This window comes from Bacillus sp. D7-8 (genome assembly GCF_052055895.1).
Classification (GTDB): Bacteria; Bacillota; Bacilli; order Bacillales; family Bacillaceae; genus Bacillus; species Bacillus velezensis.
In genome coordinates, this window is record NZ_CP179922.1 from 2,857,999 (window position 1) to 2,870,623 (window position 12,625).

Annotated in this window: 11 protein-coding genes; all 11 read right to left on the reverse strand. The window is 38.0% G+C overall.

Annotation, left to right across the window (positions count from 1 at the left end; genetic code table 11):
* Window positions 1-58: 58 nt before the first annotated feature.
* Window positions 59-1,369: an ABC transporter permease gene (locus ACKTRM_RS13960; protein ID WP_012118242.1), complete on the reverse strand. Its 1,311-nt coding sequence runs from the start codon at window positions 1,367-1,369 to the stop codon at window positions 59-61.
* Complete coding sequence (locus ACKTRM_RS13965; RefSeq protein WP_007408816.1) at window positions 1,359-2,054, reverse strand: ABC transporter ATP-binding protein; 696 nt, start codon at window positions 2,052-2,054, stop codon at window positions 1,359-1,361. Before ACKTRM_RS13965 ends, ACKTRM_RS13960 begins: the two co-directional genes overlap by 11 nt.
* A 15-nt stretch (window positions 2,055-2,069) precedes the next feature.
* Entirely contained in the window at window positions 2,070-3,050 is a 981-nt protein-coding gene (locus tag ACKTRM_RS13970) for a hypothetical protein (RefSeq protein WP_012118244.1), read from the reverse strand.
* 36 nt (window positions 3,051-3,086) lie between these two features.
* Window positions 3,087-4,073: an ABC transporter permease gene (locus tag ACKTRM_RS13975; RefSeq protein ID WP_012118245.1), complete on the reverse strand. Its 987-nt coding sequence runs from the start codon at window positions 4,071-4,073 to the stop codon at window positions 3,087-3,089.
* Between the two features lie 15 nt (window positions 4,074-4,088).
* Window positions 4,089-5,075: an ABC transporter permease subunit gene (locus ACKTRM_RS13980; RefSeq protein WP_012118246.1), complete on the reverse strand. Its 987-nt coding sequence runs from the start codon at window positions 5,073-5,075 to the stop codon at window positions 4,089-4,091.
* A complete protein-coding gene (locus ACKTRM_RS13985; protein ID WP_007613240.1) occupies window positions 5,069-5,947 on the reverse strand; it encodes an ABC transporter ATP-binding protein in 879 nt (292 codons plus the stop codon). The genes ACKTRM_RS13980 and ACKTRM_RS13985 overlap by 7 nt, the downstream gene beginning before the upstream one ends.
* Window positions 5,940-6,332, reverse strand: a complete 393-nt coding sequence (gene ytrA, locus ACKTRM_RS13990) for a GntR family transcriptional regulator YtrA (RefSeq protein ID WP_003152275.1) — start codon at window positions 6,330-6,332, stop codon at window positions 5,940-5,942. Before ytrA ends, ACKTRM_RS13985 begins: the two co-directional genes overlap by 8 nt.
* A gap of 347 nt (window positions 6,333-6,679) precedes the next feature.
* On the reverse strand, window positions 6,680-6,952 hold the full coding sequence (locus ACKTRM_RS13995) for a YtzC family protein (RefSeq protein WP_003152272.1): 273 nt from the start codon (window positions 6,950-6,952) through the stop codon (window positions 6,680-6,682).
* Between the two features lie 130 nt (window positions 6,953-7,082).
* Complete coding sequence (locus ACKTRM_RS14000) at window positions 7,083-8,732, reverse strand: AMP-binding protein (RefSeq protein ID WP_012118247.1); 1,650 nt, start codon at window positions 8,730-8,732, stop codon at window positions 7,083-7,085.
* Window positions 8,733-8,738: 6 nt separating this feature from the next.
* Window positions 8,739-9,851 (reverse strand): ArsR/SmtB family transcription factor, encoded by a 1,113-nt coding sequence (locus ACKTRM_RS14005; RefSeq protein ID WP_049753431.1) that lies wholly within the window; start codon window positions 9,849-9,851, stop codon window positions 8,739-8,741.
* Window positions 9,852-9,860: 9 nt separating this feature from the next.
* Window positions 9,861-12,620 carry a beta-ketoacyl synthase N-terminal-like domain-containing protein gene (locus ACKTRM_RS14010; RefSeq protein WP_012118249.1) on the reverse strand — a complete coding sequence of 920 codons (2,760 nt, stop codon included), beginning with the start codon at window positions 12,618-12,620 and terminating at the stop codon, window positions 9,861-9,863.
* Window positions 12,621-12,625: the final 5 nt, after the last annotated feature.

Consider the following 12,625-nt stretch of genomic DNA (forward strand, 5'->3'; position numbering starts at 1 on the left):
CCGCCCTTTTCTGATAGATAGAGGAAAAACCGGCTGATGTCCAGCCGGCTTTTTTCCTTTACAGTTCTCTTCTTAATGCAGTCAGAACGTTGGTTTTTGTCGCTTTGCGGGCCGGATTCATACCGGAAATCACCGCGACCCCCGCACAAATGACAACTGCGATCACAACGAGGCTGAGCGGGATATAGGAGAAGGTATAATGAAGATCTTCGGCTCCGGTGTTTCCCCCTACCGCTTTCAAAATAACCGGCACAGCCAGATTGACGGCAAAACTCACTCCGTAAGAAATGATAATCCCGATGACAGAACCTAATATCCCGATATAGGCGCTTTCCATCAGGAACATTCTGCGGATGATGGACGGGCTTGCGCCAATCGCTTTCATAATCCCGATTTCCTGCGTTCGTTCCGTCACCGCCATCGTCATCGTATTGAAAATACCGATGGCAGAAATCACGACGGCGATAAAGCCGACAAAGATCAGGCCGATTTTAAAGACGAGGAAAAAGGTGTTGACGCCCTTCAGCTCGGTAGTGACAGATCTGACATAAAAGCCGTCATCCGTGAGGTCATGGGTAAGCTGATCGACATGATCGAATTTGTCCGCATACACATTGATGCTTTTTTCCGCATTTCCATTCTTCAGATCCAAGAATGTTGAGAAGTCTTTCTTGAATTGATCACTCACAAAAATATTTGTATCCTCCATCCAATCTTGGGACGGTTTTTTTGTAATTCCGACTACTTTAAAGTCGTACGTTTTCGTTTTCTCAACGTCTCCGTCTTTGTTTGTTTTGGAGATGCTCAGCTGTATCGTTTTATTAAGCAGGTCTTTCGTATAGCCTTTTGGTTTTTTCACCTCCGACATGTCGCCTTGGTGATCCTTTAACTCTTTGTCGTAAGCGTCAGCCTCTTTTTTCGTCAATAGGTTCTTCGCAAAATCATAGCCGACCACGATTTCATTCTCTGTGCGGGCGACCCTTCCCTGATCAAGCTCCATATTGGCTTTGACTTCATCGTTCATGTTTGTCAGCACAATGGCTGAATCTTCATTTGTTCGGTTTCCCAATGACGCTTTGTTCGGTTCATACACTTGTGTTCTTTCAACGACAGACTTGACATTTTTATACTTTTCCAAGTCTGATTTCTTCACGGCTTTTCCGTTCTCTTGCCCGAGCACATTGATTTCCGTAACAATCTGCTGGCTCATCGTAATGTCTGTAATCGTTTTTTGGATGCCGAATCCGACGGACGCCAGCACCACTAAAAACGCGCACGCCATTGTCGTCGCCAGCACCGTCATGAAAACACGCAGCCGGTTTTTCTTCATATTTCTTCTGATAAAGTGAATCTGATCCTTAAATCTCAACAGTAACGCCCCCTTTTAATACACCGTCATGCAGCTGGAATTTTGAATGCGCGATCGAAGCGACTTCATCGTCATGCGTAATGATGACAAATGTAATCCCGCGCTCCCGGTTCAGCTGCTGAATTAACGCAAGCACCTCAAGTTCCGTTTCTGAATCAAGGCTTCCCGTCGGCTCATCAGCTAAAATAATCGACGGATTTAAAATCAGGGCTCTTGCGATACTAACACGCTGCTGCTGGCCGCCTGACAGCTCATTCGGATAATGATTCGCATGATTCTCAAGTCCGACCCGTTTCAGCATGTCCGCGACTTTCTGCTTGCGTTCAGACGGTTTGACGCCTTTTAAGGCAAGCGGCATTTCAACATTTTCATAGGTTGTCAGACTCGGAATGAGCTGAAAACTTTGAAAAATAAAGCCGAAATGCCCGAGGCGGAACTGCGCCCACTCTTTTTCACTGAAGCCCGTCACATCAGTGCCGTTAATGACGATACGGCCCTTCGTCGGCGCTATGTATCCGGATATTAAATTCAGAAGCGTTGATTTTCCGGAACCGCTCCGACCGACGATACAGGCAATTTCCCCTTTTTCAACGGTCAAAGAGACATCCTTCAATACCGGAACCTCACTCTCTCTGCCTTTCCTGCCGATTTTAAATGAATGATCAATATGCTGTACTTCTATCACGTACACCACTCCCCCTTATATCTGTTTCGTTTTTTTATAGATGAAGTAATAACTGATGAAAAACCCGATAACCGCGCCGATAAGCATGCCGAATATATAACCGGTATACGAACCGTTATAAGCATATCCGCATACCCCCGCACTTCCCAGCATACTGAGCACCATGACGAGCACTTGAATGGTGCGTTCAATGTGTTTGCTTAGGATAAAATGTCCGCTTCGTTCACTCGGCATTTTCAGGAAATTCACATAGCCGAATAGATAGAAACAACATCCCATTAATGCGGAGATGAACAATGCGTGTTTCATGTAATACATCCATGATGTATGGATGTAAGCGGCAGGCATGAAATAGATCAGAAATCCGCTCCAAGGGAAATCAATATCCGGCACAGCCTGCCTGCCAAAAAGGAACTCAGCGTTTAACAGGTAAATCGTCATAACCACGATCGGAAAGACGGAAACCGTGAACGCTGTGATCAGCTGCGCCGCTAAATTGCCCGTTATCGTGCCGGCAGCTGTCACTAATGCATAAATCATCAAGCTGATGACCAGCATCCCTGCGCTGAATGATTGAAAATGATGGACAGCGTCAGGTTTAAGCGCTAGAAACAATATGTCAGATACTCCGTAAGAAACAAACTGCGAGCCGGCTAACACGGCTGCTCCCAAGAAAAACTTCGTATGAAATATCCGGCTTCTCGAATACGGAAGACTCAGTGTAAACATCCTTTCAGCCCGGCCTCCTCTTATCAGAAAAAGCCCCATCATAACCGGAGGAATGAAATGCAGCCCGATCAAATTCCGATTGCTGTAATCAATGCTGAACGTACAAACTGAACCTGAATATTGATGAAGCGCACTCAAACAATCCTTATAGTGAAAATACTCATTTATAATTGCCAAAGGGCCTAAAATAGCTAAGAACCCCGCTGTAAGAAGCAGCAGCATCTGCCGCTGCTTCCATTCTTTATAAAGCAAACCGCTAATCGGCACCTTGCCTTCCTCCAAACTGCTCATTTTCAAACAGATCTACATATGCTTTGACTTCCTGTAAACCGTAAAATAACTGATGAAAAACCCGATAACCGCGCCGAAGATAATGCCGGCTAAATAGCCGAACATCGTGTCTGTGACCCCATATCCGAAAACGCCGAAACCCATAACAGCAAAGGCAATCACCAAGATCTGCACCGGACGGTCCAATTTTCTCCAAAGAAAGAATCTGCCGTTCCGTTCATTCGGGTGTTTCAGAAAGCTGACATAACCGATCAGATAAAAGACAAGGCTCATCACAATCGGAATGATTAAAACCAAATCCCTTTCTCTGATCCAGTCGTTAAACACATATCCAATAGGGGTTACAAATATAAAAAGACGGGATTCGATATAACTGCTGATAAAAGAAAATTGATCTCCGACACTAATATCGAAAACGACCTCCAAATTCGCGGCCGGCAGACCAATGAGTAAAAAGGGCAGAACCGTTACTGTAAACGCCGTTAACAGCTGGGCGAATATCTGTCCCGTTAATGCGCCGGATGCCATTAACAAGGCGTAAGCCATAAAACTGATGACAATCATTCCGATTGAAAAATGATCAAAATCGTACGTATGGCTCGGTTTCAGCAAAGATATCAGCAATGACGCCGCTCCATAGCCTATCGCCTGAGGAACAACAATGACTGCCCCGCCGAGCCAAAATTTCGTCTGAAAGATTTGGCCTCTGCTGTAAGGCATGCTTAACAAAGCATCCATCGTTCCCTTTGTCCGTTCCAAGCCTAATAAGAAGACAGCAATGATGACACTTACACTCCAGCTGAAGGAAAGAGGCGACCCATTCGTATAATTGACAACGAATTCACAATCTTGAAGAGCTTGGTTATTCAAACATTCTTGATATGTTGAGTAGTTGTTATAAACCATAAAAGGGTTTGCCGCCATTAAAAGAATGCCGCTGCATAAAAACAACCACTGATTTTTCTTCCATTCTGTGTACAACAATCCCCGCGGTATCATTCCGGTCCTCCTCTCTTACACATGCTTCGTTTTTTTATAAATCACAAAATAACTGACTAAAAATCCGATCGCTCCCCCGACAATCATCCCGGCCACATACCCTGTCATCGTATGTCCCGTCGAGTACCCCGCCAGGCCAAAACCGAGAACGGCGATTATAATCACCACAATCTGAATGGGCCGGTCAAGCTGTCTCCAGAGAAAAAAACGGCCGTTCCGTTCCACCGGCTGCCTGACATAGCAAAAGTACCCAATGGCATAAAATACAATGCTCATCACTGCCGGGATGAGTAATATATACTTGCTGGCAGATACCCAATCTGTATCAATGTACATGATCGGATTCAAGTATTGAAAAAGATTGTTTACTTTGAGATAAGCCTCGACTGACGGCATCAGCTCATACATGCTGACTCCGAAGATGACTTCTACATTGGACAGGGGCAGCGTAATAATCAGGTAAGGCGCTATCGACACGGCAAACGCCGTTAACAGCTGGGCGAACGTATTCCCCGTTAAGCAGCCTGCGCTCGCAACCAATGTAAAAGCCAAAACACTTACAATAATCTCTCCGACGCTGTAATGGTGGAAGAAATATACGCGCTCAGGCTTTAACAGAAGAATGAGCAGCTCAGCCAGCCCGTAGCCGATCACCTGAGCGCCGGTAATGACCGCCGCCCCGAGCCAAAATTTAGTGTGAAACACCTGAGCGCGGGAATAAGGCAGACTGAACAGCGTATCAATCGTACCTTTCGTACGCTCCAGTCCGAATAAGCAAACCGCTAAGATGACAGCGGGCGCCCAGTTCAAGTTCAGCATTCCGCTCTCCAAAGAATTCACATAAAAGTTACAATATGCTTCCGGGGTGTCCAGACAGCCTTGATAAACCAGATAGGTATTTAACACTTCAAATGGATTGACCGCGGCTAAAAAAAGGCCGACCATCACAAGAACAGTTCGATTCTGCACCCATTCCCTGTACAGCAATCCCCTGTCTACCATCTCCGGTTCCCTCCAAACTTCGCGATGAAGACTTCTTCTAAGTTCACAGGAAGCTCGTTCCATACTTTCGGCTGCAGCTCTTGCAGAAAGTTCTTTTTCTTTTCATCGTTCTTTTGAATCAGCACCGTATAAAACACACCGGCATGGTCGAGAATCGGTATGTTTTGTTCTCTGATCTTCAAGGCGACGTTTTCTTCAAATGCCATTTGGATTTTCATGTACTCTTCCTTCATATCATCCAAGTCCATCACATTCGTCAGCTGATTTCCTTCCAAAAACCCGATCCGGTTGCACATTCGCTCAATATCTTCTAAACGGTGTGAGGTAATCAGAATGCTCGTTTCCCGTTCAGCCACTTCATCCACCATAAGCTGCAGCACGTCATGACGCGTTACGGCGTCAATTCCGTCCGTCGGTTCATCCAAAAGGATAAGAGCCGGGCGTGAAGCAAAGGCAAGGACGAGCGCAAGCTGTTTTTTCAGGCCTGTCGATAATTCACGGTATTTCTTCGTTTCCGGAATGCCGTACCTGTTCATCAGCTCATTGGCGTAAGTCACATCAAAATTCGGATAGATTCTGCTTACAATCGCAACAAGCTGTTTATATGTATACTTGTCATAAAAAGGATTTTCAACAGGCATATAAATGATGTTCTGTTTTACTTTCGGATGCCGCTTTATTTCCACCTGATTAAATAAAACCGTCCCTTGATCCGGCAGCAGAATCTGCTGAATGAGCCGGAGCAGTGTTGTTTTCCCTGATCCGTTTCGCCCGAGCAGCCCGAAAATTTCCCCTTTTCCGATGGTGAGCGAAATATCCTTGAGCACTTCTTTACCGTCTATCGTTTTTGAGAGATTCCGCAATTCAATCATGATCCTTGCCTCCTTTCACATCAGCGCTGATTTCCTTTATCCATTCCTGCAGCTTCTCCAGCTCAACTCCCGCGTAATGGGCATCGATGATGAGCTGTTTCAATTGCTCTTTTATCATCGTCATCTTCCCTTCAACCAATGTCGTTTTTGCATTCTCCGATATATACGTTCCTCTTCCCCTCAGCGTTTCAATGACACCATCGCGTTCGAGCTCCTTGTACGCTTTGCTGACTGTGTTCGGATTGGCGATAATGATCGTTGCCAATTCCCTGACAGAAGGAAGTTTATCCCCCGGCTTCATGATCCCTTTTAAACAAAGCTCTTTCAGTTGCTGTATGATCTGCTCATAAATCGGAGTTGAGCTTCTCGGATCGATTTGAATCATTTACTTCCCTTCTTTCTTTTACGAGCTGCTCTCTTTCTTTAAATGTTCTGCCATTGAAAACCGATGACGACAAGAACGACAAACAGACTGCTTGCCAAAACCGAGGCGGCGATAATAAGAGGCACATCTTGTTTTACGGATCTTTTGTTTTTCATGAAAGTTCCCCTTCCCTATGCTTAACATTTATATGTCGATTTCATTTTTTGAGTGTTTTATGTGTATTACATCAAGTAGTACACGTAATACAATAAACACACTCCGCCCTATTGTCAATTCTTTTTTTAAAAAAATACAAAAAAACCCGCCGGGATTCCGGCAGGTTGGCTGAACCATTTGAAACGGCGCGGTCAGTAATCAAAATTACGCTGCAAAATCATATTGTTTTGCAAGGTCTGCAGCTGCAATCTCATTCGATAAAGCTGCTCTCTTTGCTGATCATTCGCAGATAATGACAGCTTGTTTAATTCATTCACCGCGTTTTCAAGCATCATTTGCGCTTCACTGTACTCATTATCATTATAATGCTCTTGTTTCGAAGCGGTCATAAATTGCTCATTCGCAAATTCATACGCCTGTTCGCTTCTTTGGAGATGTTCATCTACTGATTGTCTTGTTGCCATTAAACAGTCCTCCTATTGATAATGTCATATCAATAGTATTTCTTATTCCAAATAAATTCTCACAAGAAATATCAGGTAATTCATACACAAGACAGAGATGGTATAAAATACGATTAAATGTAAAACTTAATCAAGACAGAATTAACTCTTTATAAAAATCCTTCATTTTAGAACGTTGCACTTTACCGCTTGTAGTTTTGAAAATTTTCCTAACAGGTATAACTTGATGTACATTCAAACCCAATTGTTTTGTTAATTCTCTTTTCAATTCCTTCTCTGCTGTTGTAATATCGTAACTTTGCTTACATTTTACAAATATCACAAGATCTTCTTCCGCCTTTGTTTCATTCGGGACCCCGCATGCCACAACATTACCTAATTCAATATCCTTTACATTCTCTGCTACTCTCTCTATATCATGTGAATAATAATTTTGGCCATTCTTTATAATGATATCCTTTGTTCTTCCGGTAATAACCAAACTATTATTATGTATAAACCCAAGGTCTCCTGTATTTAACCATCCATCTGCAGTTATAGCGTCTTTGGTAGCAGATTCATTATTGTAATACCCAGACGTTACGTTTTCCCCCTTTATTTGCACATGACCTATAAAATCATCATCCAGAACGTAATTATTAGAATCACATATACGGAAAGAACAATGACGTACAGCCGGGCCAACTTCAACAAAAGTTATTCCCTTTTTTTCTTCAACAGTTTTTTGAATTTTTTGACCTACTTCTAAAGCTTCCCTATTAAGGGTTACAGGAACAAAAGAGTTTCCTAATTTTGGGACACTAACAGCAACTGTAGCCTCAGCTAAACCATATACAGTATTTAGGGTTTCATATTTTAATCCGAATTGTTTCATTTCTTCTAAAAATCTCTGGCACAAAGAAGTAGAAATTGGTTCTGCTCCATTAGCTAATAATCTAACACAAGTTAAATCCCAGTTATAGATTTGATTTTTTTTATAGTTATCCAACAAAAACTTATATCCAAAGTTAGGGGAGTATAATTGTGTAACACGGTGTTGATGTGTTTTCAATAACCACAAAGTCGGTCTTCGGATAAAAACGGAGGTTGGAATTATATATTGTTGAATTTTTTTATACGTTGATGCTAAGTGAATAGCAATGAGGCCCATATCATGAGTTAAAGGCATCCAGCTTAGTGAGGAATCGGATTTCGATGTCTCCCAAGCCTCATTTAATGCTGATATATTGGTAATAAGATTTTTATGTGTTAATATTACACCTTTAGGATCTCCAGTTGTACCAGAAGAGAATTGAATAAAAGCAATTTCTTCTGGTTTAGGGGAAATTAATTCACCCACTTCATTAGAATTCTTAATTTCATCTAAATAAATTGATTGTTTTACAATTGATGAATAAGTTTCTGCATCTGCAACTTTCTCAAGTGAATGTAATGTTCTTTGATCAGAAATACAATAAGGATTATTAAGAATACTCCATATACGAAGTATTTTTTGTTTATGCTCTTCATTATACCCCACACTTAAAGGAATAGGTATGATTCCACCTAATATGCACGCCCAAAAAACTTTAATAAATTGTTCATTATCCTCAATTTGTATAATTAGTTCATCTTTCTTTCTTAAACCCTTTTTTTGTAAAACACCTAATACTTTTCTGGATTTTTCAAATAATTGAGCATAAGAAATATATACTTCATTATCGGATCCATTTATAAATGTAATTCCTTTATCATCTCGATTTTCAGCATCAACTATAAAATCATAAACTGTTTTATACACTTAATTTTACTCCTCTTTCTCTAAAATTAAAGCAGACTTAAATTTCCCTAATAATCCATTTAGAAGAGAATGAAATTTAGAAGAATTAAGATAATAGTATGTTTTATTTTGATTTCTCGTACTCTCAACTAAACCTTGCAATGTCAAAATTCTCATATGGTGTGAAATCGTTGCGTTGGTTAAATTTAGCTGTTCAGCAATCTCATTAGCATACATTTTTTTATGACTAAGTAAGATTAATATCTTGAACTTACTTTTATCCGATAAAAGCTTCAAAAAATCAATGATGTGATTAATCTCTGCTTTCTCCAATGTATTTTCAAAAATTTCATCAACTTTATACCCCAGTCCAACATAAATGTTATCTTCACTTTTCGTAATAGTTGCAGTGTAAGGTAAAAGTGTTGGATATATATTAATATAATTACAAGATAAGTATTCCTTACCTTTTAACGTACTGATTATCTTTTTTGGAAAATCCATATTTATGTTTTTTAATTGATTTATCCACTCATCTCTAAATTTAATTAAATTATAAATCGCCTCGTTAAGATAACCATTCACCAACATTAATTTATTGCAAAATTGGTCTACATAAGTTTTAGGAGATTTCATTACCTTAAATATGATCCACTTGTATTCGGGCTTGATATTTAGATTATTAAGTAGATCAAATAAACTTTCCCTATCATTTAAATACTGTTGGGTAGATGTTTCAGTTTTAAGATCTCCTTGTAAATAAATTAGAGACTCTAAAATATTTTTTCTTATCTCTTCTTCTGTAACTGCAGACAAATAATCAATAATTTCAAAAAAATCTTTCGTATAAATTTGTGGTATTTTAAAAAAGGTTGTGGCTAAACAAAAAATATTTGCATTCCTAACATCTTTGTAGTCGCAAAAGCTGCCAAAATAAAAATTTAAAAACTCACTATCTAACTCTTTTATTCTTTTAAGATCATCTAGTAATACAAAATATTCATTATCTAATTTTATACCCATTTTAATGCTATAATCTTTGAAGAATCCTTCATGTTTTAAGAAAAGCAGAGAAGAAATCTTATCAAAAAAATCCGAAACACTGTCACTAATCACCAACTTCACATCTAAACACCTCATAAAATAAAATCAAAAATCATAAATTCTTTTTTTCACAAATGAAATTGTTGTAATATCTTCATGACCAGGGCATATTATAGTATTATCTTCAGTATTATTAATTAAATAAGAAATGGATTTCTTTAAATAATCTTCATTTCCTGTTTTTTTATCGGGTTTTGCTTTTTTATCTTTAAAAATAGTATCACCTGTAAATAAAAAATTGTCATAAAGCACGCATACGCTACCTGTTGTATGACCCGGACTGAGAATTATCTTGAGGCTAATATCTCCAATGTTTAAAACTGTATATTTATCTTTAATTAGGATATCATCGCTTTCAAACGTAAAACTTTTCCCAAGAAGGGCAAGTCCATTATTTATGATATCTCTCGCAAAATTTATTTCTCTTTCATGAATTATGAAATTACAATTGAATTTTTCTTTTATTTCATTTGCAGAATAAGTATGATCAAAGTGAGCATGTGTAAGAACAATATAATCTATTCGATTCAATTTCAATCTTTCACAGAACTCTGTTAAATATTCTAAACTAACTCCAGAATCAATAAGGATACTCTTATGACGATTACAAATTAAATACGTGTTTGAATTATTTATTCCATTCGAGAATTTATAAACTTTACAATTATTCTTTTCAAAAATTAATTCATCTGTTTCATTATTTTTTTGTGATGCTTCATTAACGTAATCTAGAATTTCATTTAATGTTTCTTTTTCTATAAACACTTCTAATGAAATATTGGGTATTTTCGACTCTATTTCATGATACATACTTACCAAGCTCAAGGAATCTCCACCTACTTGGTAAATATCTTGAGAAAAGTCTATTTTATTTAGGCCAAATAGTTTTGCCCATGTTTCAACTACAATTTTTTCTTTTTCATTTAAAATAACATCGTCATTTAAGACAAAGTCTATTTTTTCTTCACTATACCAGCACCGAGTTTTCTTAAAGGTGAAAACAGGCAAAGAAACAACTTGATTATATTCTTTATAATACATGTCCCAACTTATTTCACCGCCCATAATATACCTTCTGCAAATTTGCCTTAAATCGTCTTGAGACTCATCTCCTAAAGACAATTCTTTTACATTAGAGGTTATATCACTAACGTTAAAATAAATTTCACTATCTTTAATAATTTTATTTCCTTGTTGAATCTTATTTAATGCTTCTTTTAATTTTTCTAATAAATCTTCCTTACATGATGCTATTATAGCCACTCTATTTGCTAAATGATCTCTTCTGCAATTCAATGTATATCCAATATCACTTAGTAGCATCAGATTCTCTTCAAGAAGAAAATTATATAAATCACTTAATAGAAAAGTTAAAGTATCCAAATCGTTTGCAGAAAATGTGAATATTTGAGGCTCTAAACAATCCTCATTTGGAATAGTTCTTTTTTTGTCGTAATTAGAAATAATCATATGGCAATTAGTTCCGCTCATACCAAAAGAACTTATACATCCTAACAGCAATTCTTTTTTATGTAACTCTACTTTCTCAGTATTAATAAACACAGGTGAGTTACTAAAATCTATATTTTTATTAGGAGTATTATAATTTATCGTTGGGGGAAACATTTGATTTTTTAATGCAAGCACGCTTTTTAATAATCCAGCAGCTCCGGATGCACTTAATAAATGACCTATATTATTTTTTACAGACCCCATAGGCAAATAATTTTTTTTGTTAATTTCGGAGAAAGCACGATTGATTGCTTCTATCTCTATTACATCTCCAATTGCAGTTCCTGTTCCATGCCCTTCTATAAACGAAATGTCATTGATATCTATATTGGACTTGCTAATATTTTCCGAAATAAGGTTTTCCTGTCCTTCAATGCTTGGAGTAGCAACCCCAAAAGAAAACCCTTGATTACTAACACTACTTCCTTCTATCACAGAATAAATGTTATCATTATCTCTTAAAGCACTGAATAAAGGTTTTAAAATAAATGTAATAATACCTTCTCCAAATCCTGTTCCATCTGAGTCATTGTCATAAGCCCTCGTTCTAAAAGTACTCGATTCAATGCCGAGCCTTACTTCATGCTGAAGAGGAATAAGATTTAAGTTACATCCCCCTGCAATAGCCATCTCACATTCATTATGAATTATAGCTTTACATGCTTCGTGAACTGCTACAAGAGAGGAGGAACAAGAAGTATCTAGAGTCATACTAGGTCCTTTTAAATCTAAATAATAAGAAACCCGACTAGCAATCATTGAAGGAAGATTATTAACAATACTTACAGGATTTCGAATAGATGAATCATATATAACCTTATCATAATTATATATTGAATCACTATTACTGCTACCAACGTATACACCAATATTACTTCCGTTAACTTTTTTTTCTGGGTATCCTGCATCCAATAATGCATGAATACTTGACTCTAAAAATAATCTTTGACGAGGGTCCATCAAAGATGCTTCTTGATAAGGAATATTAAAATATTTGTAATCAAATTTATCCACATCGTTTACAAAAGCCATTTGCTGATAGTTTATTTTTTTCGTATCTATACCTTTATTCTCAAAAAAATAATCGCAATCCTTTTTTCTCTGGCTATCTATTTCTCCAATACAATCAACTCCATTAACCAAATTACCCCAAAAATCTCTAAAGTTATTTGATTTAGGTAATCTCGAGCTTATTCCAATTATAGCGACTTTGGTTTCTATTTCTTTTTTAGTGAACTTAATTTCGTTTTTATCTAGTTGTTCAAAAACATTAAACATAAAAACATCACTCACCTTTT